This is a genomic window from Streptomyces sp. NPDC006339, from assembly GCF_040612775.1.
Taxonomy (GTDB): domain Bacteria; phylum Actinomycetota; class Actinomycetes; order Streptomycetales; family Streptomycetaceae; genus Streptomyces.
Genome location: NZ_JBEXQW010000001.1, coordinates 25,761 through 49,797, shown reverse-complemented (window position 1 = coordinate 49,797; position 24,037 = coordinate 25,761). Strand labels below are relative to the sequence as shown.

Below are 24,037 nucleotides of genomic sequence, written 5' to 3'. Positions count from 1 at the left end.
GGCGGCCGGTTGACCAGGCTCCCGGCCCCGGCCCAGGCCCGGTCCCGAACCAGCTTCGGCCCCGACCGGGCCAGGACCTCGCAAGGTCGGGCCCGGCCGCCCCCGTCGTCTACAGCCCCAGGTAGAAGCGGATCGTCGTGCCTTCCGCGCCGGTGTGCACGCGTACCAGGTCGGACACATAGTGGACCAGCATCAGGCCCCGTCCGCCGATCTGGCCCGGCTTCGCAGGGCGGCGGCCCGCCAGAGGGTCGGACAGGCGGCCGGCGTCCCGGATCTCGCACACCACCGACCCGGCCTCGCTCCAGACCGCCAGCGTCCCGCGTCCGCCACCGTGCAGCACGCTGTTGGTGGTCAGCTCGGCGACGGCCAGCTCCGCGTCGTTCAGCCGCTGCGCCGCCAGGCCCAGCCGTGCCGCCTCGGCGACCGCGAACCGCCGGGCCGCCGGAAGGCCGTCGACGTCGAAGGCGAAGACGGCGGAGTCGGCCACGGGCGCCAGCGTCTCGTTGTACCGGGCGACGACCGCCTCCCAGTCGTACGCGTCGCTCTCCTCCTCGCGGCCCTCGCTGATGAGGACGGGGTGGGTCATGCGCGCGTCGGCGATCACCCGCGCGTCGAGCCGCGTCTCGTCGTACGGACACAGGATCGTGACCGCGCGGCCCTCGAAGGCCGCGTTGATCAACGCCTCGTGCTGCGCGCACGCCGGGTACTCGACCTCGCTGCGACCGGCCCAGATCGGCTCGCCGATGATCCGCACGCGCCCGTTCGGATGGGCGTCGGCGAAGCCGCGCAGCACGCGGGGGATGATCCGCCCCGGGTTGCGCCCGACGTCCGTCATGTCCAGGAACAGAACGCCGTCGGCGTCCGCGCCCAGTCCGTTCCTGATGAGCTCCAGGCGGGGGCCGGGCACGGCCACGGCCAGCGGCTCGCCGCCCGCGAGTCCCTTCCGCAGGAAGTCCACCGTCTGCCGCGTGTACTCCTGTTCGGTGCGATAGAACAGGGCGGGGTGCACGAACCTCTCGTCGGTCCTCACCGTGCTCATCGCTGCACCACCTCGATCTGCGGCAGGTCCGGCCAGAACATCTCCAGCACCCGCGGCACCTGCGGTGGAGGATGCTCCACCACCACCCGTCCTTCGGACAGGCCCATGGCGGTGACGGCCAGGGCCGTCACCCCGGCCACGTCGACGAAGGCGACGGCCGACAGTTCCACGTAGGACAGGCCGCTGTGCTTCCGGGCCAGCCCGGACAGAGCCTCCTCCCAGGACCGGCGGGTGACCTCGCTGATCTCACCGCCGACACGTATCCCCGGACGACCGGGCAAGGGGCTCACCTCCAACGCGGCCCTCGCCGGCGCCGTCACGCCGGGCCCGCCCACCGCATGCGGGACATCCTCACTCGGACTCCTCCACCCTCCATCAGCCGGCTGATGGTCGTCTCGGCTCGCCGGGCGCGACAGGCGACACCTTCCAGCCGAACACCCTATCGCGGTATCGCCGGCCCCCGTGCGCCGCACGGGGCGCGCCGCGCGCTCCTCCTCGACACGACGGTATCCTCCTCGACGTGCTGGAGCAGGCCCGGGTGTCTGCGGCGCCGAGCCCGGGTAGACCCCTTTTCCGTTCGTACCCAAGGAGCACACCATCACCATGCGAGCCGACAACGGCCAGGAGAGCACGGCCCAGCACGCACCCGAGGCGAAGGCCGCGGTGACGTTGCGAACGCACCACACCGAGACGGGCGTGGCCGTGTGCACGATCGTCGGTGACCTCGACTTCGACACCCGGGAGTCCGTCCAGGGGGAGCTGGCCGCCCTCGTCGAGGAGGGGACCTCCCCGCGCCCGCCCGCCCTCGTGGTGGACCTCTCGCAGGTCGGGTTCTGCGACTCCTCGGGCCTGAACATGCTGCTGCGCACCCGCGCGGCGGCGGAGGCCGTGGGGACGGAGCTCCGGCTGGCCGGCGTCGCTCCCGCCGTGATGCGGGTTCTCGAACTGACCGGTGCCGACACGGTGTTCTCTCTCTACGATTCGGTGGAGGACGCACTCGCGGTGTGACGGGACCCGCTCGGCCCGGCGCCCGCACACGGCATCACCGACGTCGAAGGGAACCCGGCACATGACGAACAGCAGGGGCGCCCGGGACGGCGCACAGGTGCGGGACAGCCCGACGACGGTCATCGGAGCCGCCCGGCGACGGCTGGCACTGGCGGGGCTGCCGTCGCCCGCCGGCCGGGCGAGGGAGTTCACCGTACGGGCTCTCGCCGACTGGTCCTGGTCCCCGGCCGCCGCCGGGGTCGACGCGGACGTGGCGGGCGACGTCGTCCTGGTCGTGGCCGAGCTCGTCGCCAACGCCGCAAGGCACGGGGGCGGGCCCTCGGAGCTGGTCCTGGACGCCTCCGCGCACCGCCTCCGGATCGAGGTCGGCGACCGCGACCCGCTCCCGCCCGCACCGCGCCGCTCCCACCACCCTGCGCTGCCCGGCGGACACGGTCTGTTCATCGTCGAGCGGGTCACCGACCGGTGGGGCGTCGAGCGGCACGGGCGGGGCAAGACGGTGTGGGCCGAGGTGGACGTCAAGCGCCTGGTGCCGGGGGACTGAGCCGGCGCCCGGTGACGTAAGAAGTCCCGGTGACGTAAGGAGTACGGTCAGCGGGGGCGGGAGTCGCCCAGGTCCTGGTCCTCGTCCGGAGTGGTCCAGGACTCGTCGCGTCCCCGCCCGCCGTGGGCCTGGGTGGGGTCGCCGACCGGACGGCGCCGGCGCGCGACGCGACGGCTGCCCCACAGGAACGCGCCGATGAGGACGGCGACGACCACCACGCCGATGACGATCGCGAAGACCATGGCGTTGGATCCGGCCGATGCGAGCGCGGGGACGGATGCTGATGCGGATGCGATCATGATCACCTTTCAGCGGGTCGGGGCGCGCCGTGACGGCTCCGGCCACGGGTGCCGGGGGCGCAAGCCGCGAATGTCCCGTTCTGAGGTTCGTAAACGCGATCGTCGGGGTCAGGGTCACCGACGGCTTCCGGGCGAGGTCGTTACCTCCGAGGCGCCGTGCCCGCAACCCCCAGCAGCGTGTCGCCTGCCGAATTCGGTCTTCCCTACGATTCTTTTCGGCCAACTGTGCGAGTGATTCCCGGATTTGGCGCATTCCCCTGCTAGCTTCGGCCGCAGTCCGACAGAGCCGGGGGGATCTCATGGGACGAGGAACGGGCGAGTGCGCGCCCTGCCGTGAGGCGAACGGGACGACCCGATGACCACGCCCACGCCCAGCCCGACCAGCACCCCCACCGCGAGCCCCAGCGCAAGCCCCACGCCGAGCCCGAGCTCCAGCCCCAGCCCGAGTGCGACGCCGACACCCGGGACGACGCCGACGCCCGGCACCACGCAGCCGCCGTCGCCGGGACAGCCGTCGGGTTCGCCCGGCTCCGATCCGACGCCGATGCCGTCGCCGAGCCCGAACGCTCCGCCGAAGCCCCCGGGCCCGCCGCCCCAGCTTCCTCCGGCGACCCCGCCGGCCGTGTCCAACCCCTGGACGGGTCCCGGCGGCTTCGACATCCAGCCGCTCCACCTGTACCAGGTGTCGGGCGCGCTGGCCGTCGAGCAGCAGTCGTTCCACAAGGCGCTCACGCAGTTCCTCGACGTCCACGGCTACTACTCCCGGGTCGGCGGCGCCGGCACCGTCACGGCCGAGTTCGCCACCCAGTACGCCGCGGTCATCGCCCTGCTCATGGAGGTGCACGGCAAGGCGGTGGTCGCCATCGGCGGCGCTGCGGTCGGCTTCACGACCACGGCCAACAACTTCCGGCAGGCGGACGCGGCCACCCACCCGCTCAATCCGCCCTTCGCGCCGCAACCGCCGCCGCAGGTCATCACCGCGCCGCCGGCGTACGCGGCCCCGCCGGCGTTCGGCGTCCGCGACGGCAACCCCGTCGACGACTTCCTCGACGTCTTCGACGGCGACGTCCCCGGCTCCCTCATCCGCACGGTCGTCGAGGAGGCCCTGGGCGCCGGCCGCGCCCTGGAGATCCTGCCGCTCCCGAACTACCTCAAGGTCAACGAGCTCTCGCAGGCATGGCTGCCGTACCAGACCGGCCTCGGCACCATCCAGGGGCAGCTCACCGGCACCGTCGACACCATCACGGACAACGCCAACGGCGACTGGCACGGGGCGATGCTGGAGTTCGTGTCGTCGCTGTGGGGCACGAAGGCGTGGGGCAAGAACACGGCCGGCTACGAGTGGGCGCACAAGCCGGCGACCGGGGCGGGCACCAGCCTTCCGGTCTTCGCCGTCCTCAGCACCACGGCGCAGATGCTGGCCCAGGCCCTCCGCTCCTACGCGGAGGCCGCCGAGAAGGTCCGCACCGAGCTGCGCGAGATCCTCTACAAGGCGATCAAGGACGCCCTCGCGCTCCTGGAGGCCACCGACCTGAAGGGCTTCCTGGGGAACCTCGCCGAGCGTCTGAAGAAGCTGTGGAAGGGCCTGGGCGCCGCCGTGCTCGTCAGCATCGACACGGACGCCGTCAACAAGGCCGTCGCCACCTACGAGACCGCGCTGCGGGAGCAGACGGAGGTGGTGAAGAAGCTGCTGGAGCCCCTGCGGGAGGCGTCGCGCGCGGTCCCGACCTTCCAGGCGCAGTCGGCGCGGGCCGAGGCGTTCGGCGCGCGCTCGCTCTTCGAGTTCGACCGGTCGATCGTCCCGCTCAACGAGCAGTCGCGGGACCCGAACAACCGGTTCGGCATCGACCTCGCCTCGATGGAGTGGGAGACCAACCCGTTCCAGCCGCCGCCCCCGGAGCCGCTGAGGCCCGGCAAGGACGCGCACACGATCGACCGGCATGTCGGGCTCACCGCGGACCAGCTCCGGATGCGCGTCCGGGATCAGGGCGTCGACGCCTCGGCCTTCCCGGACCTGCCCGTCGCGCAGAAGTCCGTCCAAGCTGCGCTCAACGATCCACGCAACATCCGGACGATCGAGGACTGGATGGAGAAGCAGGAGCAGAAAGTGGCCAACGGCACGTTCAAGCCCGGCTCTTCTCCGGACCTGCAGGTCGTCACCGTGAAAGACGCGCACGGGAACCCAGTCGCGACGGGCTCCTCCGTCACGCAGTCCGACTTCGCCGCCCAAGGCTTCGGCGCGCAGCCGCGACAAGTCCACAGCGTGAAGCTCGTCCTCGGCTATTCGCCGGAGTCCGGGACGTTCTATGTCCGCACCGCCTTCCCGAACCCGCCGTAACATGCGCCACGTGACCACGGAACACCATGAACTCGTCACCCAAGGCGCGGTGGGACTCCTCCTGCGTGTCGCCGTCGCGTCCCGCAACCCGGGGGCAGCCCCGCTGGAGGACGAACTCCAGCGGCTGTCGCGCGTTCTGCAGGATTCCAGGACGACATCCGGGGTGATGCCGCATGTGGTGCTCGCCTCGCTGCTGGACCTCCTGGCCGACGAGGTCGGCACGGCGGCGTTCGAAGCCAGGCCCGCCGCGTACCGCCAGGCACTCGCGCGGGCGGCCGGCGACGATCCGCCGGCGGACTTCCTGCGCGCGCTGGCCGCGCTCATCCGGGATCGCTACTTCCGCTCCTATCCGGACATGACGGAGCTGCCGCTCTCCGAGTGGGAGGCAGGTGCACGCTTCTCGCTGACCTCGGCCTTCATCTCGTCGATGATCTCGGGCGAGTACGACAGCGTGGACGAGGCCCTGGACGAGATCCTGACCAGCGAGCATCCCGACTGCCACGAGCGACTCGGGAACCTCGCAGGCGAGTTGCAGCGCCTGCTGTACCTGTTCCGCACGCCCGCCGAACTCGACGCGGCCTTCGCCGAGGCCGCGCCCTACGTCACCCACGCACGGATCCGCCTCCTCCTCGACGCCGTCCACGCCCACTTCGCCGAGCAGCACTGACAGCCCGCCCCGTCACACCGGAAGGAGCCGCCGCCATGTCCACCGAACCGAACCTCGACGTGACGGACGAGGACCTGAAGCGCCTCGCGGACGACCTGGACGCCATGCGGTCGCACATCGACGGCCAGGTCCGCCGGATGGACGCGATCGTCGACCGGGCCGAGGCGCGGTGGCGCAGCGAGGCGGCGACGGCGTACCGGAAGCTGCACCGGGAGGCCGGGGCCGACGCCGTACGCATACGCGAGATCCTCGGGGTCCTGGCCAAGGCGGTCCGGATGAGCCGGGACGGGTTCACGCGCCAGGAGCTGGACATCCTGCGGCAGTTCCGGGCCGAGATGAAGAAGGTCGACATCGACGCGGAGGTACGCGAACTGTCCGGCGAGCGACCGGGCGGCGCGGGGCCCGGCGGCGGGACGGCACCGACCAGCAGGATCAACGACATCTGACCGTACGGTGGAACGGACATCCGTCCACCTACGCACCCGTACACCCGTACATCCGCACCACCGCACGTCCGTAGGGCAGGGGGAAACGTGAACGACGACGGCTCCATCTCCGTCGACCTGGTCGCGCTGCGCGAGATCGCCGGCGACCTGGAGGACATCCTGGCGAAGCTCAACGAGCGGCTAGCCGCGCTGTACGACCGTACGGTGCCGGTCGTCCTCGCCTGGCAGGGCGAGGCCCGTGAGGCGTTCGTCGACGAACTCGACCGCTGGGACCGGCAGGTGGAGGACCTCCAGGCCGCGCAGAAGTGGCTGCACTCCATCGTCACCACCGGGCACGCCAACTACTCCGCCGCCCATCGGGCGACCCTGCGCGGCTGGGGCGGTGCCTGAGCATGACGACACCTCCCACACCTCCCGTACCGCCCGCGCCGCCCACCCCTCCGGTCCCGGCCCGCGCCGACCGTGCCGCGACCTTCCCGGACCGGGCGACCGCGCAGTGGGCCACCCAGCAGGCGATCTCCTTGAACGAGCAGGTCATCCACCGCTGGCTCGCCCAGTCCACCCGGCAGCGGCTCGTGATCGAGGCCGCCTGGCCCTCGCGGCCCGAACCGGTGGGGACGCTGATGACCACCGGGATGGCACTGGCCGACCAGGACCCGATCCCGGTGCGCGCCGTCCGGGTCGTGCTCCGCCGGACCGCGTCCGGCGAGCCCGGCGCACACCCCTTCACCGTGCACTCCTCCCTGCCCGTCGAGCTGTAGAGGCCCCCGTGTCCCTGAACCCCGCCGAGCACGACCGCAAGTACGGCGAGCTCGACCAGGTCGTCCGCGCCCACCTGGGCCTCGGCCCGCACGCCCCCGAGGCGGTGGCCGGCTATCTGCGGCAGACGTGGCGCACCCGGCCCTGGGCGATCGCCGTCGCCGCCGAGCAGCTCCGTACGCTCGCGGACAACCCGCCCGGGCGGCTCCGGCTCCGGCTCGGCGAGTACTACCGGATGCCCGACGTGGGGCTGCCGCCCGAGGAGATCCGGGGCTGGCTCACCGGTCTCGCCGACCGGCTCGACGAGAGCCTGGCGAACGGCCAGGCGCCGCCGCCCGGGCCGCCCGCGACGCCCTGGGAGTGGCGGGCCCGCTTCCCCGAGCTGGCGCAACTGCTCGGCGGCTGGTTCACCCAGGACATGCCGGAGGAGTTCGGCGACCACGACTCGGCGCTCGCCGACTATCTGGAGGGCACCGACCCGGGGCTCGTCGCCCAGTTGACGGGGGAGCTGCACGACCTGCTCGCCCTGGACCTCGACGAGGACGGCCTGGCGCTGGCGCTGGTGACACTCGGCGCGGAGGTGGAGCCCCCGGTGCCGTACAGCCCAGGCGCCTGGCTCGCCACCCTCGCCGTACGACTGCGCGGCTGACCGGCCGCCCGTGCGGTGACGGGCCTCGCGCGCGGTGGTGGGGTCGGGCTCCCGCTCACTCGACGGGCCAGGCGTGAGCCGGAACGTTCATGTGCATGTAGTCGAGGTACTGCCCCGTCATCCGCCTCAGCGCCTCGTGCCGGTCGGCGTGACCGTGCTCCAGGAGGTGATGGAACGTCTCGGCCTGCCACACCGCGCCGTTGCGGCCGCTGACACACCGCTGCTCGATGATGCCGAGCAGCGGCTCGCGCCGGTCGGCGTCCATGCCCCACCGCTCCAGCCCCCGGTCCGCGAGCGGCAGCAGCCGGCGCAGGACGAGTTCGGTCACCGGGACTTCGCCCATCCCGGGCCAGTAGAGCTGCGCGTCGATCCCGTACCGGGCGGCGGTGTGCAGATTGTCCTCGGCCGCCGAGAACGACATCCGGGACCACACCGGGCGGTCCTCGTCGACCAGGGCGCGGACCAGGCCGTAGTAGAAGGCGCCGTTCGCCAGCACGTCGGCCACCGTGGGGCCGGCGGGCAGCACGCGGTTCTCCACCCGCAGGTGGGGCACCCCGTCGACGACGGCGTAGACGGGGCGGTTCCAGCGGTAGACCGTCCCGTTGTGCAGGGTGAGCTCGGAGAGCTGGGGGATCCGTCCGCGGTCCAGCACCTCCTGGGGGTCCTCGTCGTCGCACAGCGGCAGCAGGGCCGGGAAGTACCGCGCGTTCTCCTCGAAGAGGTCGAAGACGCTGGTGATCCACCGCTCGCCGAACCACACCCGGGGCCGGACCCCCTGCACCTTGATCTCGTCCGGCCGGGTGTCGGTGGCCTGCTCGAACAGCGGGATGCGCGTCTCGCGCCACAGCTCCTTGCCGAAGAGGAACGGGGAGTTCGCGGCCAGGGCCACCTGCATCCCCGCGACGGCCTGCGCGGCGTTCCAGTGGTCGGCGAACTCGTCCGGCGAGACCTGAAGGTGGAACTGGGTGCTGGTGCACGCCGCCTCCGGCGTGATCGTGTCGGCGGAGGCGCGCAGCCGCTCCACCCCGTCCACCGCGATCAGCAGGTCCTCGCCCCGCGCGGCGAAGATCTGCTCGTTGAGGAGGTGGTACCGGGGATTCTCGGACAGCGCGGCCTGTCCCACGTCCTTCAGTTCCAGCGTCGGCAGAATGCCGATCATGACCAGATGGGCCCCGATGGCCGCGGCCCGCCGCTCGGCGTGGTTGAGCGCGTCCCGGATCTCCTGCTCCCAGGAGTCGCGACCACCCGCCACGAGCTGCCGGGGCGCGATGTTGATCTCCAGGTTGAACCGGCCCAGCTCACTCGACCACGAGGGATCCGCGATCGCCTCCAGGACCTCCGCGCTGCGCATGGCGGGCTCGGCGGCCGCGTCCACGAGGTTCAGCTCGATCTCGAGCCCGACCTGCGGCCGCTCGAAGTCGAACCGCGACTCGCGCAGCATCCGGGCGAGCACGTCGAGGCAGGCGTGCGTCTTGTTCCGGAACCGGCGACGGTCGTCACGGGTGAACACCAGCGCCGGGACATCGCGTCCCATGCGGCCTCCCGGAGGGTCGGGGGCGGATCCGGGGTCCGGGGTCCGGGGTCCGGGGGACCGGGGGACCGGGGGCCGGAGCGCGAACCCTGCCCTCCCAGCGTCCCACAGACCTCAGGAGGGCATGTTCTGCTCCGCCCACACCACCTTGCCGGTGGCGGTACGGCAGGACCCCCACCGGCGGCACAGCATGTTGATGAGCTGAAGCCCCCGGCCGCCCTCGTCGCTGAGGTCCACGTGCTGGATCTGGGGCAGGTCGGGGCCGGTGTCCGAGACCTCCACGACGAGGCGTTCCCCGCGCAGCAGCCGCAGCAGACCGGGCCCGTTCCCGTAGCGCAGCGCGTTGCCGACGAGCTCGGAGACGACGAGCTCGGACACGTCGGCGAGCTCCGCGAGGCCCCACTCGGCGAGCTGGTCGGTGACGAGGCCGCGGGCGACGGAGGCGGCCCGCCCGTCCTGCGGCAGCTCCCACACCCGCAGATCCCCGGCCGGCAGCGAGGCGCTCGCGGTGATGAGGAGCACGGCCTCGTCGAAGCGGGCGGCGGCGGCCGGCGCGCACTCCACCAGGCCGCCCCGCTCCAGCGCCCCGGGCGGCAGGCTCAGCGTCGCCGACCGCAGGCGCTCGAGCTGCGTGTCCACGTCCTCGTTCCGCGTCTTGACCAGGCCGTCCGTGTACATGACCAGGTGGGCGCCGTCGGGGACGCGCAGCCGCAGCGGGTCGTACGGGATCACTCCCGCGCCCAGCGGCGCGCCGGTCGGCACGGGGACGAACTCGGCGCCGCCCTGTCCGTCGAGCAGCAGGGGCGGCAGGTGCCCGGCGCTCGCCAGCGTGTAGGTGGAGTCGGCGGGGTCGTAGACCGCGCAGAGGCAGGTGGCGACCTGCTCGTCCTCCAGGTCGCGGGTGGCCAGGTCGAGCCGGGCGAGGATCCGCTCGGGGGCCATGTCCAGCGTCATCAGCGTGCGGCCGACGGTCCGCAGGCGCCCCATGGTGGCGGCCGCGGGCAGCCCGTGCCCCATCACGTCGCCGACCATGAGCGCGGTCCGCCCGCCGGGCAGGCCCATCACGTCGTACCAGTCCCCGCCCACGCCGTGGTGGGCCGCCGAGGGGGCGTACTCGGAGTGCACCAGCAGGCCCGGCGTCGCCGGAGTGAAGCGGGGCAGCAGACTGCGCTGCAACGAGACGACATGCTCGCGCTCGCGACCGTACAGCCGGGCGTTGTCGATGAAGACGGCCGCCTTGGAGGCGAGCTGCTCCGCCAGGGCCAGGTCGGTGGAGGAGAACGGTGGCGTTCCGGGGCCGCGGACGAAGTCGGCGCTGCCGAGGAGCAGCCCGCGGGCGATCAGGGGCACGGCGAGATAGCTGTGCACGCCCGCGGCGCGCATCTTCGCCGCCGCGCTCGCGGTGGGCGCCACGCGGACGTAGTCGTCGTCCCGCATGCGGCTCAGCAGAACCGGCTTGCCCTGCCGGAGGCAGTACCGGTGCAGCAGGGTCTCGTGCGGCTGCTCGGTGTACACGGACGTCTCGCCGACCGGCGTCGGCTCCAGGGAGGAGAGCTCCTCGATGGCGCACAGCGCCGTGGCCCGCATGACCGGGATCCCGGGCTCCGTCCACCGGGAACCCTCGTCGCCCCGCAGCACGCTCTCCAGAATGTCCACGGCCGCCCCGTCGGCGAAGCGGGGCACGGTGAACTCGGCGAGCTCCCGCGCCGTGCGCTCCAGGTCCAGGGTCGTGCCGATGCGCGAGGTCGCGGAATTCAGCCAGGCGAGCCGGCTGCGCGTGGTGAACCGATCCGGCGGCAGCACGCCCCGGCTCCGGCGAAACCGCACGTTCTCCCCCGCCGAGCGGCGCACCGCTGGGTCCCGCCCGGCCGAGCCCCGGCTGTGCAGACCCCGTCTGCCGCTGCCGCCGTTCACTCTCTCGGCCCCCAACAGGACTCGACACCACTGTGGTGCCCAGTGTGCACCGGAAACGGCCACGGCGCCTCCCACCGGCGGTGGCTTCGTGCCCTGAGAAAACCGGAGGCGGCATGAAGGGGCGTGTACGTCCCCCGGAACCGCGTCCTCGTCGACGCTCTGGCGTCACTGCCGCGCGACCAGCGGGAACGCATCGAGCGGAGCGAGACTCGATTGGTCACCCACCTGGACCGGCAGCACGGGGACGGCCGCCCCGGCGTGTGTTCAAGGGCCAAAAGCCCCTGTCGATCGTGATCACGGCAGGACAGCGCGGGGATTCGCCGCAGTTCGAACCGGTGCTGGAAGGTTGAGCGAAGACCGTCACGGTCCCCGCGTCGAATCGAGGTCCAGGATCATGTCCAGCGACCGCACTCCGTCGGCCCCGGTGAAGGGCCCGACCGCTTGGAAGCCGTTCTTCTGGTAGTAGCGAATGGCGCGTGGGTTGTCGGCGAGAACGCCGCCCCACAAGATGATTCTCTTCCTGCCGAAGCGGCGCGCGACGTCCGTCACGAGTGGGAACACTTGCGTTCCCACCCCTCTCCCCTGGTAGTCGTCAGCCAGGGTGGGACCGAAGCGGCAATCGGTGGCTGCAAGGCGGATACCGGCCTCGCGATAGCGCGCGATGTCCTCGGTGTGGAGATCGAAACTGAACTCAAATAGGCCGACGATCCTGCCAGATGGCACTTCCTCAAGCACAAGCCGGAGCTTGTCGTAGCGGGCGATCGCGTCACACAGCTCCGACGCAGTTGCGAGGTCGTACCCATCGAACGTACTCAGCCGCCTCGAGTCGCCTGACAAATCCCCTAAAAAGCCCAACGTCAGGCGACTTGTCAGAATCAACGGGTCGTCGGCGACCTCCGTCAACGCAAGCATCCCAGCACCCCCACCAGCTCAGATCCGGTGGCATGAACCTATGGGTGATCAATCTTCGGGGCAACGATCAAGCTAGCTGCGATGGCATGGGTCGACTTTCAAGAACAGACCCTATGAGGGGAAGGCGTCCTCCAGTTGTGGGACGCACGGCGACAGCAATGTTTCCGTGTGCCGGGTGACTGTGCCGCGGGCGAGTCTGAGGACTTGGACGTCGTTCTCGTGGCCCGGGTCCTCGTCGTCGCGGATGTGGAGGAGCCCGTAGGAGCCGGGGGCCACCGCGGCCACGTGCTCAAAGAGTTCGATGACGTCGTCTGACGGGCGGTGGTTGGCGTTGCCTCCCACGTGGAGGAAGGGCTCGCCGTTCATCCAGCGGAGATCGAGGAGGTAGGGGCCGGACATCCGGGCGACATGCAGCCGAAGCTCGTCGACGATCCGCCGCAGCCGGACGTCATCGTCGTCGTCCCCCGCGGTCTCCCGGATCGTGATCCACCCGTGGTACTCGAACACGCCGTGATCCTACAAGCCCGGACGTGACCGGCATCTGAAACCCGCCCCCTTCGCCCGAGTCTGCTCGCCGTGGCCCGACCGGCCGGAAGTGGTCGGCCGCCCTCGGGCGGGCAGGGGCGCGGGCGGCGTGGGCGTAGGGGACGCGTCAAGAGGGGCGTCGGGGGCGTCAGGGGGGTGTCAAGGGCGGCGGGGGCGTGGCCGAAAGGCGGTTTCCTCGTCTTCGGCGCCGCTCACGGACAGATCCGGGCGGCCCGTTCGTCCCATCCACTCACCTCAGGAGTTCACGATGGCCGACACGGCCTTCGTGGTCACCACGGTCGCGGTCTTCGCGCTGGTGGCCCTCATCGCCAAGGGGGTGGCGAAGCCGTGACGGTCGAGAACGTCGTCGGCCTGATCGTCGCCGCCGCCCTGCTGGGATACCTCGTCCTCGCGCTGATCAAGCCGGAGAGGTTCTGAGCACCGATATGTCCCCCGTCCTGGCCGGCATCCTCCAACTGCTCGCCCTGGTCGTCGCCCTCGGCCTGTCGTACCGGCCGCTCGGCGACCACATGGCCACGGTCTACTCCTCTAAGCGGCATCTGCGCGCCGAGAAGTGGATCTACCGGGCCATCGGCGCGAACCCGGACCCCGAGATGCGCCGACCGGCGTATCTGCGCGGTGTGCTCGCCTTCTCCCTCGTCAGCGTCCTCTTCCTCTACGCACTCCAGCGGCTCCAGGGCGCGCTGCCCGGGTCCCTCGGCTTCGTCTCCATCGACCCGGACCAGGCGTTCAACACGGCCGCGTCGTTCGTCACCAACACCAACTGGCAGTCGTACTACGGCGAGCAGGCCATGGGCCACGTCGTGCAGACCGGCGGCCTGGCGGTGCAGAACTTCGTGTCGGCGGCCGTCGGCATGGCCGTGGCCGTCGCCCTCGTACGCGGCTTCGCCCGCTCCCGTACCGGCGAACTCGGCAACTTCTGGGCCGACCTGGTCCGCGGCGTCGTACGGATCCTGCTCCCGCTCGCGGTGATCGGCGCGCTCGTCCTGGTCGCCCGCGGCGCGATCCAGAACTTCTCCGGCATTCACGAGGTCGGCCGGTTCACGGGCGGCACACAGCAGTGGAACGGCGGCGCGGTCGCCTCCCAGGAGGTCATCAAGGAGCTCGGCACCAACGGCGGCGGTTACTTCAACGCCAACTCCGCCCACCCCTTCGAGAACCCCGACGGCCTCTCCAACCTCTTCGAGATCTATCTGATCCTCGTCATCCCCTTCGCGCTGACCCGCACCTTCGGCCGCATGGTCGGCTCGCTCAGGCAGGGCTACGCGATCCTCGCGGCGATGGCCACGCTCTGGCTCGGCTTCACCGCGCTGATGATGGCGACCGAGTTCCACCACGGCGGCCCGGCGTTCGACCTCGCCGGCGGCGCCATGGAGGGCAAGGAGACACGCTTCGGCATCGCCGGCTCGTCGCTCTTCGCCGTCGCGACCACGCTGACCTCCACGGGCGCGGTGAACTCCTTCCACTCCTCGTACACCGGCTTCGGCGGCGGCATCACCCTGCTGGGCATGCAACTGGGCGAGATCGCGCCCGGCGGCGTCGGCTCCGGTCTGTACGGCATGCTGATCATGGCCGTCATCGCGGTGTTCGTCGCCGGCCTCATGGTCGGCCGCACGCCCGAGTACCTGGGCAAGAAGATCGGCACGCGCGAGATCACCTTCGCCGCCTGCTACCTCCTCGTCACCCCCGCGCTCGCCCTGTGCTTCACGGCGGCCTCGTTCGTCCTGGACAGCCCGGCGCACTCGATGACGAACACGGGCGCCCACGGTTTCTCCGAGATCCTCTACGCCTACACCTCCGCCGCCAACAACAACGGCTCCGCCTTCGCCGGCCTGAACGCCGACACCCCGTGGTTCAACACGACGATCGGCATCGTGATGCTGCTCGGCCGCTTCCTGCCCATGGTGTTCGTCCTCGCCCTGGCCGGCTCCTTCGCCGAGCAGACCCCCGTCCCCGCGACCACGGGCACCCTGCGCACCGAGAAGTCGCTGTTCACCGGCCTGCTCGTCGGCACGATCGCCATCATCACCGGTCTCACCTACTTCCCGGCGCTCGCGCTGGGGCCGCTCGCCGAAGGGCTCGCGGCATGACCACCGAACTGAGGAATCACGAGGACGCCATGTCCACCTCCGCCGCCCCCTCGCCGAAGACGAAGACGAAGACGCAGACGAAGACGCATACGGATACGAAGACGGAGACGGAGACGGGGGCACCGCGCGGCGACGCGCCCGGCGACGCCCCCGGTGGGCTTCCGGGGCACCGGCCCGCCGGGCAGCCGCCGGCCGGGCGGGTCGGCGGCGGTCTGTTCGACCCCCGGCAGTTGGCGCGGGCCTTCCCGGACGCCCTCCGCAAACTCGACCCGCGCGCGATGGTCAGGTCCCCCGTCATGTTCGTGGTCCTGGTCGGCTCGGTGCTCACCACGGTGCTCGCCGTCCGGGACCCCGGGAACTGGTTCGGCTGGGCCGTCGCCGCCTGGCTCTGGCTGACCACGGTCTTCGCCAACCTGGCCGAGGCCGTGGCCGAGGGCCGGGGCAAGGCGCAGGCCGAGACCCTGCGCAGGGCCAGGACCGACACCGTCGCCCGCCGCCTCACCGAGGACGGCACGGGTGAAGAGCGCGTCCCGGGGACCGGTCTGCGCGTCGGCGACCTGGTGGTCTGCGAGGCCGGTGAGATCATTCCGGGCGACGGGGACGTCGTCGAGGGCGTGGCCTCCGTGGACGAGTCCGCCATCACGGGCGAGTCGGCCCCGGTCATCCGCGAGTCGGGCGGCGACCGCTCGGCCGTCACCGGCGGTACGAGGGTGCTGTCCGACCGGATCGTCGTCAGGATCACGACGAAGCCCGGCGAGACCTTCGTCGACCGCATGATCGACCTGGTCGAGGGCGCCGCCCGCCAGAAGACGCCCAACGAGATCGCGCTCAACATCCTGCTGGCCTCGCTGACCATCGTCTTCCTGCTGGCCGTCGTCACCCTCAAACCCTTCGCGATCTACGCCGGGGCCGACGCGCAGACCTCGCTGATCGTCCTCACCGCGCTCCTCGTCTGCCTGATCCCCACGACCATCGGCGCCCTGCTCTCCGCGATCGGCATCGCCGGCATGGACCGGCTCGTGCAGCGCAACGTGCTGGCCCTGTCGGGGCGCGCCGTCGAGGCCGCCGGCGACGTCTCCACCCTGCTCCTCGACAAGACCGGCACCATCACCCTCGGCAATCGGCAGGCCGCCGAGTTCGTACCCGTACGCGGGACGACGGAGGACGAGGTGGCGGACGCCGCCCAACTGTCCTCGCTCGCCGACGAGACCCCCGAGGGCCGCTCGATCGTCCTCCTCGCCCGGGAGGGGTACGGGCGGCTGGAACGGCACCGGGACGAGCTCGCCCACGCCACCTGGATCGAGTTCACCGCCCGGACCCGCATGTCGGGTGTCGACTACGTGGACGAGGCGGAGGAGGCGGACGGCCGCGAGGTCCGCGCGGTCCGCAAGGGCGCGGCCGGCTCCGTGATCGCCTGGGTCGAGGAGCAGGGCGGCACGGTCGCCCCCGACGCCCGGGTGCTGACCGACCGCATCTCCCAGGCCGGCGGCACACCGCTGCTCGTCGCGGTGAGCGACGGCAAGGGCGCCCGCGTCCTCGGCGTCGTCCACCTCAAGGACGTCGTCAAGGAGGGCATGCGCGAGCGATTCGGCGAACTGCGCCGCATGGGCATCAAGACCATCATGATCACGGGTGACAATCCGCTGACGGCGAAGGCGATCGCCGAGGAGGCGGGCGTCGACGACTTCCTCGCCGAGGCCACCCCCGAGGACAAGATGGCCCTCATCAAGCGCGAGCAGGCCGGCGGCAAGCTGGTCGCGATGACCGGCGACGGCACCAACGACGCCCCGGCCCTCGCCCAGGCCGACGTGGGCGTGGCCATGAACACCGGCACGTCGGCCGCCAAGGAGGCCGGCAACATGGTCGACCTCGACTCCGACCCGACCAAGCTCATCGAGATCGTCGAGATCGGCAAGCAACTCCTCATCACACGCGGAGCGTTGACGACCTTCTCGATCGCCAACGACGTCGCGAAGTACTTCGCGATCATCCCCGCCCTCTTCACCGTCGCCTATCCGTCCCTGGACAGGCTCGACATCATGCGCCTGTCCTCGCCCGAGTCCGCGATCCTCTCCGCCGTCATCTTCAACGCGCTGATCATCGTGGCCCTCGTGCCGCTCGCCCTGAAGGGCGTGCGCTACCGGCCGGCCGGCGCCGACGCGATGCTCCGCCGCAACCTCGGCCTCTACGGACTCGGCGGCCTCGTCGCCCCGTTCGTCGGCATCAAGGCCATCGACCTGCTCCTCTCCCTCCTCCCCGGACTGCGTTGATCCGGAGCCACTCCAGAAAGCGTGCTGATCGACATGAACAACTCCGTGGGAAACGCCGGGCGTTCGGCGGCGGCCGGCCTCCGGGCCCTCCTCGTCCTCACCCTCCTGTGCGGCGTGCTCTACCCGCTCGCCGTCACCGGCGTCGCCCAGGCCGCCTTCCCCCACCAGGCGAACGGCTCCGAGATCAAGGACACGAGCGGCCGGGTCGTGGGCTCCGCACTCATCGGCCAGCGCTACGACCTGCCGCTCCGGGACGGCGAGGAGACCCCGGCCCCGGACCTGAGGTGGTTCCAGCCGCGCCCCTCCCGCGGCCTCGGCACGAACACCGTCAACACGCGGTACGCGCTGATCCTGTCCGGTGCGACCAACCGCTCGGGCGACAACGCGGAGCTGATCCGGTGGGTGACGGAGGCGAAGGCCGCCGTCGTGACGGACAACTCCACCGCCACGTACCGGGTGCGGCCGTCGGAGGTCCCCGCCGACGCCGTCACCTCCTCCGGCTCGGGCCTGGACCCGCACATCTCCCCGGCGTACGCGCGACTCCAGGTCCACCGCGTGGCGGAGCGCAACCACCTGTCCGTCGCCGCCGTCGAGAAGCTGGTCGCCGACCACACCGAGGCCCGCCTCCTCGGCTTCGTGGGCGAACCCCGCGTCAACGTCCTGAAGCTCAACATCGCCCTCAAGGGGATGGTCGCGGCGGGTGGCTGACGGCCGCCGGACCGCTCCGGTCCTTCACCGGGCCGGTCGCCCCGCCCCGGTGGGGTCTTCGGCGGCGGGGGCGGCGGTGGAGCGCTGGGCCGGCAGGGACAGCGGATGGCGGCGGTGGCGTCCCGAGTCGTCCGGGCCGGTGTCGTCGACGTGGTCGAGGAGGCGCCGGAGGGCTCGGTGGGCCTGAGGGGCGTCCAGGCCGGGGTCGAGCTGGGCGAGCGCGCGCCGGGCACGGTGGCGGGCCCGGCCGGTGCGGCCGGCCCGGTGGTCGGCGAGGGCACGGGCGTAGTGGGCGAGCGCTCTGGCCCACGTGTCGTCGCGGACGGCCGGCCGGGCCAGCGCGCGCCGCGCGGTGCGGAGCGCGGCCTCGGGGTCGGTGTGCGTCTGGACGACCGCCAGGGCCGCGAGGCTGACGGCCGCCGGCGGCCCGGCGGAGGCGTGCTCGGGAATGGTCGCGGCGGCGTACCCGTAGTGCTCGGCGGCCGCGCGCAGATCGTGCCGCTGCCACGCGAGGGTGCCGTGGACGTGCGCGATACGGCCGAGGAGCGCGTCGTCCCCGGCGAGCACGGCGGCCGGCCAGGCGGCGTCCAGGAGCCGGTGCGAGGTGGCGGGATCCCGGGCGGTGCTGAGCCACGCGGCGAGCCACTGCGCCCGGGCCCTGTCGGCCTCGTCCGTACGCAGGAGGGGCAGCAGCCCCAGGAGATGGGCGGCGCCCTCCTCCGCGTGGCCGTGGGCCGCCCACCAGAACCACAGGTGCAGCACGCTGTCCGACGCGGCCCGGGCGAGCGAGGGTTCGCGGGCCGCGCGGCGCACCAGGCAGACGATGTCCGTGTGTTCGTCGAGGACGAGCCGGGCGGCCTGACGCTGCAATCCGCTGGTCCACAGGGCCTCCGCGACGGCGGCCACGCTCCGGCAGTGACGGGCGTGACGGTCCCGGACCGCGACCGCCTCCCCGGACGCGGTCAGCCGTTCCCGGCCGAACTCGCGGGCGGCCCGGGCCATGCGATAGCGCACCTCCTGTACGGTGCCGATCTCCCCGTACGGGTGGAGGACGCCGGTCGCGGCGAGCGCGGCCAGCGCCGGGGGCACCTCGTCCGCGTCGATGCCGAGCCCCTCGCAGACGAACCTGGCCGCGGCCTCCGTGAAGGCCCCCGCGAAAACGCTCACGCAGCGCCAGACATGCCGTACGGCCGGCTCGCACAGGGCGTGCACGGCCCCGATCGACGAGCGGACCGACCGGTGCCGGCTCACCCGCGAGCCCGGCCCGGCCAGCCAGCACACCCCCGCCTCCAGACGCTCGGCCAGCTCGCCCACGGTGGCGTCGCCGAGCTGCGCGGCAGCGAGCTCGATCGCCAGCGGCACCCCTTCCACCAGCCGGCACACCCGCTCCACCGCACCGAGCTCCCCGCCCCCGGGCGGCGACCCGTGCGCGGCGACCCGCGCGAGAAACAGCTCGGCGGCGGGTGAGGGGCGCGCAGCCGCGGCGCCGAGCCCCCCGGCCCCCTCGGTCCCCGTGACCTCCTCACTCCCCACGGCTGGGCCAGTCCCCGCCGCCCCGCCAGGCCCCCGGCACGCCCCCCGTCCTCAGCGGTGACAGGCGCAGCACATGCTCCTCGCCGAGGCCCAGGGGGCGGCGGGTGGTGACCAGGATGTGGAGGTCGGGGAGGCGCATCAGCAGGGACTGGACCAATCGGGCGCATTCGCCGTGGACGGGATCGATGTCGTCCAGGACCAGCAGGGGCCGGCCCGTCGACAGTGGGGGAGTGCGCGGGTCGTCGGCCGTGGGGCGGCCGGGTGGGTCGGCGGTGGCGGCGTCCAGGGCCCGTAGGATCCGCGCGGCCAGGGCGTGCGGGCCCACCGGGACGACGTCGTGCCAGCGGACCTTCACCATCCCCGACCACGGCCCCCGGCCGGGCCGGCCGGCCGCCGCCATCGCCAGGCGGCTCTTGCCCACGCCCGCCGCACCCGACACCGTCACCAGCCGGCTCGACGCCAGCGCCTTCTCCAGGGCGGCCAGCTCCTCGGAGCGACCCACCAGCCTGCCGTGACGCCCTGTGATCGGGGCGTCATCCCCCTCGGCTCCAGCCCACACGTCCGCTTCCACCCGCAATCCGGCCCATCGCCTTCCACAGCGACGCCAACCGCAGGTCCGGCGTGCAGAACCGTCACTGCACGAGCGTCGCGCCACACCAACGCGCGGCGGACGCCCGGAGTGGCGACGATCCGCACCGGACCACACGTGCGAGTGAACGCGGTCGGCGGGGCAGAGGACCGTCAGAGGGTGGCGTGCAGGACGCAGATGTCGTCGCGGCGCAGATCCGGTGTGACGAGGGCGTCCAGAATGTCCTCCAGGACCCGGCCGCCGCCGGAGCACTCCGCCGCCGTGCGGGCGAGGCGGGCGAGGCCGTCGCCGATGTCCTCGCCCGGCTCCTCGACCAGGCCGTCCGTGTACAGCAAGAGCTGGTCGCCGGGCAGCAGTTGGACGGAGGCGGAGTCGTGGTGCGGAGTGGCCACGGCGCCCAGCAGCACGCCGTGCGGAGCCGCGAGGCAGCGGGCCTCCCCGTCACGGATCAGCAGCGGCGGCAGATGGCCGGCCTGGACCCAGGTGAAGCGCGAGGAGTCCGGCTCGTAACGGGCCATGATCATGGTGGCGGTGCTGAAGTTCCGCTCCGCGCTGTGCAGCAGCAGCGTGTTGAGCCGGGCGAGGATCTGCGGGAGCGGAGTGCCGGTGATCGCCATGCCCTTCGCGGTGAAGCGCAGTTGGGCCATGGTGGCCACCGCGTCGAGCCCGTGGCCGGCGACGTCACCGACGACGAGCAGCGCGCTGCCGTCGGGCAGTTCGATGGCGCTGTACCAGTCCCCACCGACGTTGAGCCCCTCCTGGAGCGGCTGGTAGGCCACGTCGACCGTGAGGCCGCCCAGGCTCAGGGACTGCTGGGGCAGCGGCAGCAGGGCGTGCTGGAGGCGGGCGGCGAGGTCGCGCTCCGCGTCGAGCAGGGTCCGGTGCGCCAGGGCGGCCCGCTCGTGGGCGAGCACCTGCTCCTCGGCCCGCTTGAGGGTGGTGAGGTCCTGGAAGAAGCCGTGGACCTCGAAGGGGGCGCCGTCGAGGTCCCTGTCGGCCTCCGCCACGATCCGTACGTGCCGCACCTTCCCGTCCGGGTCGGCGACGCGGAAGGTGTGGTCGATCGGCCGGCCGTCCTCCAGCAGGCGCCGCACGCTGCCGCCGAGCGCCGGGACGTCCTCCGGGACGACGTGGGCCGGCAGCTCCTCCAGCGTCATCGGGCCGAGGGACGGCTCCCGCCCGAAGATGGCGTATGCCTCCTCGGACCAGGTGATCACGTTTCGCACCAGGTCCCAGTCGGCCCATCCCATCCTCGCCAGGCGCTGCATGGCCCGCAGTCTGCGCCGGTCGCGCTCGCTGCCGTCCAGGCGCACCCAGGACACGATCAGCCCGGCCTGGCAGGCCGAGGCCCGCACCACGAAGCGCGAGCGGTGCGGTACGCCCGCGACGACCTCCTCGTAGTCGAAGGGCTCGCCCTCATAGCGCTCGCCGGTCTCCAGAACCCGGAGGTATCCCTCCCACAGCTCGGTGCCGACCACGGAGGGGTAGGTGTCGCGGACGCTCAGCCCCACCAGCTCCCGGCCCCTGCGGGCGACGGCGTCGAGGGCGTCGGGGGAGGCCGCCATGATCCGGAAGTCGGTCACCTCTCCGTCCGCGCCGGTCAGGGGCATCAGGAAGATCGCCGACCCCGGCAGGCCGTCCAGCACCTGCTGAACGGCCGGCACCGGCACGACGGGCGTGGCACGGACACCTCCGGCCGCCCGGTCCCGCCGCGACACGTAACGGCTGGACGAGAACGGGGAGGCTCCAGCCTCCGTATCGAAACCGCCCCCTCGTGACGGGGGGACGGACGGCACCTCGCGGTCGGTCATAGGACGAGCATGACACGCCTCCGTATGCGCCCCACCAGACCCGTGCCCTGCCCGGAGGCCGTCGTTCCGCCCCTTGCCCCCTTATCGACCCATCGGTCCCCCGGCCGTCGCCGTCCGGCCCGGGCCGAGGGGCAGGGCGACCGCCCGGCCCGGCGTGGTACGCATCAGGGCCGTGGTGGCACCCTCGGACACGGCACCGCGCTTCGCGGGCCACGACCGAGAGGCAGCACGGCATGACCGAGCAGACCACCACCCCCGTCGTCCGCCGCGTGGACGAGCGGCACCGTTACGAGATCCTGGTGGACGGCGCGCGTGCCGGGCTCACCGCGTACCGGGACCGCGGGGAGCAGCGTGTGTTCTTTCACACCGAGATCGACGACGCCCACGCCGGACAGGGCCTCGCGTCGGTCCTGGTACGGGAGGCGCTCACCGACGTGCGCGCCGCGGGCCTGCGCGTCGTGCCCGTCTGCCCGTACGTCGCCGGTTTCCTCACCAAGCACGAGGAGTTCGCCGACCTCGCGGACCCGGTCACGCCCGAGGCGCTGCGGTGGCTGGACGGTGCACTGGGCCGCTGACGCCCGGATCGCCGCCGCCCGAGCCACGTCAGAGCCGCCCCATCCGCCCGAGCCGCGTCCGAGCCACGTCAGGGTCCTCCGATCCGTCCGATCCGTCCGAGCCGCGTCAGAGCTCTCCGGCGCTCTCGCCGAGCCGGTCGAGTGCGTCCCGTACCGGCGCCACGCCGTCCTCCTGCCGCAGCCGCTCGGCGAGGGCGGCCGCCCGCCGGCGGTACGACGGGTCGCGGACGGCGGCGGCGAGCGCCGCGGCCAGGGGCTCCGGCGTCGTCAGCCGCCGCAGCGGTACGGGGCCGGGCGAGACGCCGAGGGCGGTGAGCCGGGCCGACCAGAACGCGCCGTCGAACCACACCGGCATCGGTACGGCCGGCACGCCGGCGCGGAGCCCCGCGGCCGTCGTCCCCGCGCCCGCGTGGTGCACGACGGCCGCCATCCGCGGGAACAGCAGGGAGTGCGGGACCTCGCCGATCGTCAGCATGTCGTCGCCCGCGCCGTCGGCGCGCAGCCCGCTCCAGCCCGACTGGATCACGCCGCGCAGTCCGGCCCGGCGCAGCGCCCGTACCAGCAGGTCGCTCACGCGCTCCGGGTCCGGCACCGTGGGGCTGCCGAGGCCCACGAAGACCGGGGGAGGACCGGCGGACAGGAACGCCTCGATCTCCTGGGGGAGTTCGGCGTCCGGCGAGGTGTACGGCCACCAGTAGCCGCCGATCGTCAGGCCGGGGCGCCAGTCGGCGGGGCGGGGCACCACGAGGCTGCTGAAGCCGTGGTGGACGGGCCATGCCCGCGACGCACGGCCCCGTGCGCGGGCCCGTGTCCGGGAACGCGGGTGGGGGCCGCCGAGTTCGGTCTCGACCGCCCGGACCGCCTCGGCGAACACCAGCTCCAGAGCGGCGTTGACGGCCCGTCCGGCCAGCCGGTTGCCGGCCCTGCCGCAGGAGCGGGTGCCGACCACCGGCGGCGGGAACGCGCCGGTGGGCGCGAGCGGCTGCAGATACACACCCCGGCTCGGCAGACCCAGACCCTCCGCGAGGGCACGGCCGAGCGGCGCGACGGACCCGGACAGCAGCAGGACGTCGCTCGCGCGCGCCGCCGCCACCAGTCCCGGTGTCATGTCCCCCACCAGCTTCCGTGCCATGGCCAGCACCCGCGCCAGTTTTCCGGGACCGCTCCGGCTGGTGAGGAGCCGCCGGCCGTGCTCGGAGCGCAACTCGGCCCGCGGGTCCACCGGCAGGCCGTGGAAGGCGAGCCCCGCCTCGCGCACCAGGCCGGCGAAGGTCTCGTGGGTCACGACGGTCACCTCGTGCCCCGCGCGCGCCAGCCCGTGTCCGAGGCCGGTGAACGGCGCGACGTCACCCCGGGAGCCCGCTGTCATCAGTGCCACACGCATCGCGCCCAGTATCGGGGGCGCGCGAGCCTCGGACGGGGAAGGTGCCGGACGTGTCGTCGCCCGGTGCCGGAGCACCCGGCCGAGGGTCAGCCGGCGGCGCCCGGGACCCAGTGGTTGTGAACGCGCATGATCCGCGGCGTGTCCGGTGACGCCGGCCAGCCCTCCTCGGTGGCGATGGGCATCATCTTCTCGGCGAACGTCCGCATCTGCTGCTCGCTCTCCCAGACGTCGAAGATCTCCAGGCCCCCGTCCGTCGGGACGCACGCGTGGGACACGCAGCCGTCGAAGATCCCGGGCACCTGCTGCAGCCTGGCGTTCAGGGCGTCGTACTGGTCGGTGGTGACCCCGGGGACGACGGCGTGGACGAAGATCGCCATGGCGATCACTCCTCGTGCTCATCGGGCGGGGCAGAGCCTCCTGCGCTG

The 24,037-nt window shown here is 72.5% G+C and carries 26 protein-coding genes; 13 read left to right on the top strand and 13 right to left on the bottom strand.

Features of this window, described 5'->3' with window-relative positions; genetic code table 11:
• Nucleotides 1-109: 109 nt before the first annotated feature.
• Complete coding sequence (locus tag ABZ135_RS00255; RefSeq protein ID WP_356690160.1) at nt 110-1,039, bottom strand: sensor histidine kinase; 930 nt, start codon at nt 1,037-1,039, stop codon at nt 110-112.
• Complete coding sequence (locus ABZ135_RS00250; RefSeq protein WP_356690158.1) at nt 1,036-1,329, bottom strand: STAS domain-containing protein; 294 nt, start codon at nt 1,327-1,329, stop codon at nt 1,036-1,038. The genes ABZ135_RS00255 and ABZ135_RS00250 overlap by 4 nt, the downstream gene beginning before the upstream one ends.
• A 313-nt stretch (nt 1,330-1,642) precedes the next feature.
• Between ABZ135_RS00250 and ABZ135_RS00245 the strand changes: the two genes are divergently transcribed.
• Complete coding sequence (locus ABZ135_RS00245; protein ID WP_356690156.1) at nt 1,643-2,047, top strand: STAS domain-containing protein; 405 nt, start codon at nt 1,643-1,645, stop codon at nt 2,045-2,047.
• A 61-nt stretch (nt 2,048-2,108) separates the two neighbouring features.
• Nucleotides 2,109-2,591, top strand: coding sequence for an ATP-binding protein (locus ABZ135_RS00240; protein WP_356690154.1), 483 nt, complete (start codon nt 2,109-2,111; stop codon nt 2,589-2,591).
• 47 nt (nt 2,592-2,638) lie between these two features.
• Here ABZ135_RS00240 and ABZ135_RS00235 read toward each other — a convergent pair whose 3' ends face one another.
• Both ABZ135_RS00235 and ABZ135_RS00230 read right to left on the bottom strand, forming a co-directional pair.
• Nucleotides 2,639-2,890 carry a DUF6479 family protein gene (locus ABZ135_RS00235; RefSeq protein ID WP_356690152.1) on the bottom strand — a complete coding sequence of 84 codons (252 nt, stop codon included), beginning with the start codon at nt 2,888-2,890 and terminating at the stop codon, nt 2,639-2,641.
• Between the two features lie 297 nt (nt 2,891-3,187).
• Nucleotides 3,188-3,550, bottom strand: coding sequence for a hypothetical protein (locus tag ABZ135_RS00230; protein ID WP_356690150.1), 363 nt, complete (start codon nt 3,548-3,550; stop codon nt 3,188-3,190).
• Between ABZ135_RS00230 and ABZ135_RS00225 the strand changes: the two genes are divergently transcribed.
• The 6 genes from ABZ135_RS00225 to ABZ135_RS00200 all read left to right on the top strand — a co-directional run bounded on the left by ABZ135_RS00225 (nt 3,513) and on the right by ABZ135_RS00200 (nt 7,749).
• Nucleotides 3,513-5,228 (top strand): RNase A-like domain-containing protein, encoded by a 1,716-nt coding sequence (locus ABZ135_RS00225; protein ID WP_356690148.1) that lies wholly within the window; start codon nt 3,513-3,515, stop codon nt 5,226-5,228. The genes ABZ135_RS00230 and ABZ135_RS00225 overlap by 38 nt on opposite strands.
• Nucleotides 5,229-5,238: 10 nt before the next feature.
• Nucleotides 5,239-5,895, top strand: coding sequence for a hypothetical protein (locus ABZ135_RS00220; protein WP_356690146.1), 657 nt, complete (start codon nt 5,239-5,241; stop codon nt 5,893-5,895).
• Between the two features lie 35 nt (nt 5,896-5,930).
• Nucleotides 5,931-6,341: a WXG100 family type VII secretion target gene (locus tag ABZ135_RS00215; protein ID WP_356690144.1), complete on the top strand. Its 411-nt coding sequence runs from the start codon at nt 5,931-5,933 to the stop codon at nt 6,339-6,341.
• A gap of 87 nt (nt 6,342-6,428) precedes the next feature.
• Nucleotides 6,429-6,731 (top strand): WXG100 family type VII secretion target, encoded by a 303-nt coding sequence (locus ABZ135_RS00210; protein ID WP_356690142.1) that lies wholly within the window; start codon nt 6,429-6,431, stop codon nt 6,729-6,731.
• Nucleotides 6,732-6,733: 2 nt separating this feature from the next.
• Complete coding sequence (locus ABZ135_RS00205; protein ID WP_356690140.1) at nt 6,734-7,102, top strand: RNase A-like domain-containing protein; 369 nt, start codon at nt 6,734-6,736, stop codon at nt 7,100-7,102.
• Between the two features lie 8 nt (nt 7,103-7,110).
• Nucleotides 7,111-7,749, top strand: a complete 639-nt coding sequence (locus tag ABZ135_RS00200) for a contact-dependent growth inhibition system immunity protein (protein ID WP_356690138.1) — start codon at nt 7,111-7,113, stop codon at nt 7,747-7,749.
• A gap of 55 nt (nt 7,750-7,804) precedes the next feature.
• Here the strand turns inward: ABZ135_RS00200 and ABZ135_RS00195 are convergent, their stop codons facing one another.
• The 4 genes from ABZ135_RS00195 to ABZ135_RS00180 form a co-directional block, all read right to left on the bottom strand.
• Nucleotides 7,805-9,283, bottom strand: coding sequence for a glutamate--cysteine ligase (locus ABZ135_RS00195; protein ID WP_356690136.1), 1,479 nt, complete (start codon nt 9,281-9,283; stop codon nt 7,805-7,807).
• A 111-nt stretch (nt 9,284-9,394) separates the two neighbouring features.
• The gene (locus tag ABZ135_RS00190) at nt 9,395-11,194 is read right to left on the bottom strand and encodes a SpoIIE family protein phosphatase (protein ID WP_356690611.1); all 1,800 of its coding nucleotides are present in this window, start codon (nt 11,192-11,194) and stop codon (nt 9,395-9,397) included.
• 360 nt (nt 11,195-11,554) lie between these two features.
• On the bottom strand, nt 11,555-12,106 hold the full coding sequence (locus tag ABZ135_RS00185) for a GNAT family N-acetyltransferase (protein WP_356690134.1): 552 nt from the start codon (nt 12,104-12,106) through the stop codon (nt 11,555-11,557).
• A 111-nt stretch (nt 12,107-12,217) separates the two neighbouring features.
• Complete coding sequence (locus tag ABZ135_RS00180) at nt 12,218-12,613, bottom strand: Imm7 family immunity protein (RefSeq protein ID WP_356690132.1); 396 nt, start codon at nt 12,611-12,613, stop codon at nt 12,218-12,220.
• Nucleotides 12,614-12,979: 366 nt separating this feature from the next.
• Here ABZ135_RS00180 and kdpF point away from each other — a divergent pair, with 366 nt between their 5' ends.
• Genes kdpF through ABZ135_RS00160 form a run of 4 tightly spaced genes read left to right on the top strand, consistent with a single transcriptional unit; the run spans nt 12,980 to nt 17,720 of the window.
• Entirely contained in the window at nt 12,980-13,069 is a 90-nt protein-coding gene (kdpF, locus tag ABZ135_RS00175; protein ID WP_356690130.1) for a K(+)-transporting ATPase subunit F, read from the top strand.
• Nucleotides 13,070-13,077: 8 nt separating this feature from the next.
• Nucleotides 13,078-14,742: a potassium-transporting ATPase subunit KdpA gene (gene kdpA / locus ABZ135_RS00170; protein ID WP_356690128.1), complete on the top strand. Its 1,665-nt coding sequence runs from the start codon at nt 13,078-13,080 to the stop codon at nt 14,740-14,742.
• Nucleotides 14,739-17,012, top strand: coding sequence for a potassium-transporting ATPase subunit KdpB (gene kdpB, locus ABZ135_RS00165; protein ID WP_356690126.1), 2,274 nt, complete (start codon nt 14,739-14,741; stop codon nt 17,010-17,012). Before kdpA ends, kdpB begins: the two co-directional genes overlap by 4 nt.
• Nucleotides 17,013-17,045: 33 nt before the next feature.
• On the top strand, nt 17,046-17,720 hold the full coding sequence (locus ABZ135_RS00160) for a potassium-transporting ATPase subunit C (protein ID WP_356690124.1): 675 nt from the start codon (nt 17,046-17,048) through the stop codon (nt 17,718-17,720).
• Nucleotides 17,721-17,744: 24 nt separating this feature from the next.
• Here ABZ135_RS00160 and ABZ135_RS00155 read toward each other — a convergent pair whose 3' ends face one another.
• From ABZ135_RS00155 to ABZ135_RS00145, 3 genes are all read right to left on the bottom strand, one after another.
• Entirely contained in the window at nt 17,745-19,253 is a 1,509-nt protein-coding gene (locus ABZ135_RS00155; protein ID WP_356690122.1) for a hypothetical protein, read from the bottom strand.
• Complete coding sequence (locus ABZ135_RS00150; protein ID WP_356690120.1) at nt 19,243-19,755, bottom strand: AAA family ATPase; 513 nt, start codon at nt 19,753-19,755, stop codon at nt 19,243-19,245. The genes ABZ135_RS00155 and ABZ135_RS00150 overlap by 11 nt, the downstream gene beginning before the upstream one ends.
• A 239-nt stretch (nt 19,756-19,994) precedes the next feature.
• Nucleotides 19,995-21,506, bottom strand: a complete 1,512-nt coding sequence (locus ABZ135_RS00145) for a SpoIIE family protein phosphatase (protein ID WP_356690118.1) — start codon at nt 21,504-21,506, stop codon at nt 19,995-19,997.
• A 380-nt stretch (nt 21,507-21,886) separates the two neighbouring features.
• On the opposite strand from ABZ135_RS00145, the gene ABZ135_RS00140 reads away from it, so the two are divergent.
• Entirely contained in the window at nt 21,887-22,228 is a 342-nt protein-coding gene (locus tag ABZ135_RS00140) for a GNAT family N-acetyltransferase (RefSeq protein WP_356690116.1), read from the top strand.
• Nucleotides 22,229-22,334: 106 nt separating this feature from the next.
• Here the strand turns inward: ABZ135_RS00140 and ABZ135_RS00135 are convergent, their stop codons facing one another.
• Entirely contained in the window at nt 22,335-23,612 is a 1,278-nt protein-coding gene (locus ABZ135_RS00135) for a glycosyltransferase (RefSeq protein ID WP_356690114.1), read from the bottom strand.
• 86 nt (nt 23,613-23,698) lie between these two features.
• Complete coding sequence (locus ABZ135_RS00130) at nt 23,699-23,989, bottom strand: hypothetical protein (protein ID WP_356690112.1); 291 nt, start codon at nt 23,987-23,989, stop codon at nt 23,699-23,701.
• Nucleotides 23,990-24,037 lie beyond the last annotated feature (48 nt).

What these genes read in the sequence shown, in the direction of transcription:
- ABZ135_RS00255 (WP_356690160.1), bottom strand. Translation starts at nt 1,039, where the DNA reads ATGAGCACGGTGAGGACCGACGAGAGGTTCGTGCACCCCGCCCTGTTC.
- ABZ135_RS00245 (WP_356690156.1), top strand. Translation starts at nt 1,643, where the DNA reads ATGCGAGCCGACAACGGCCAGGAGAGCACGGCCCAGCACGCACCCGAG.
- ABZ135_RS00240 (WP_356690154.1), top strand. Translation starts at nt 2,109, where the DNA reads ATGACGAACAGCAGGGGCGCCCGGGACGGCGCACAGGTGCGGGACAGC.
- ABZ135_RS00235 (WP_356690152.1), bottom strand. Translation starts at nt 2,890, where the DNA reads ATGATCGCATCCGCATCAGCATCCGTCCCCGCGCTCGCATCGGCCGGA.
- ABZ135_RS00230 (WP_356690150.1), bottom strand. Translation starts at nt 3,550, where the DNA reads ATGTCGAAGCCGCCGGGACCCGTCCAGGGGTTGGACACGGCCGGCGGG.
- ABZ135_RS00215 (WP_356690144.1), top strand. Translation starts at nt 5,931, where the DNA reads ATGTCCACCGAACCGAACCTCGACGTGACGGACGAGGACCTGAAGCGC.
- ABZ135_RS00205 (WP_356690140.1), top strand. Translation starts at nt 6,734, where the DNA reads ATGACGACACCTCCCACACCTCCCGTACCGCCCGCGCCGCCCACCCCT.
- ABZ135_RS00195 (WP_356690136.1), bottom strand. Translation starts at nt 9,283, where the DNA reads ATGGGACGCGATGTCCCGGCGCTGGTGTTCACCCGTGACGACCGTCGC.
- ABZ135_RS00185 (WP_356690134.1), bottom strand. Translation starts at nt 12,106, where the DNA reads ATGCTTGCGTTGACGGAGGTCGCCGACGACCCGTTGATTCTGACAAGT.
- kdpA (WP_356690128.1), top strand. Translation starts at nt 13,078, where the DNA reads ATGTCCCCCGTCCTGGCCGGCATCCTCCAACTGCTCGCCCTGGTCGTC.
- kdpB (WP_356690126.1), top strand. Translation starts at nt 14,739, where the DNA reads ATGACCACCGAACTGAGGAATCACGAGGACGCCATGTCCACCTCCGCC.
- ABZ135_RS00160 (WP_356690124.1), top strand. Translation starts at nt 17,046, where the DNA reads ATGAACAACTCCGTGGGAAACGCCGGGCGTTCGGCGGCGGCCGGCCTC.
- ABZ135_RS00140 (WP_356690116.1), top strand. Translation starts at nt 21,887, where the DNA reads ATGACCGAGCAGACCACCACCCCCGTCGTCCGCCGCGTGGACGAGCGG.
- ABZ135_RS00135 (WP_356690114.1), bottom strand. Translation starts at nt 23,612, where the DNA reads ATGCGTGTGGCACTGATGACAGCGGGCTCCCGGGGTGACGTCGCGCCG.
- ABZ135_RS00130 (WP_356690112.1), bottom strand. Translation starts at nt 23,989, where the DNA reads ATGGCGATCTTCGTCCACGCCGTCGTCCCCGGGGTCACCACCGACCAG.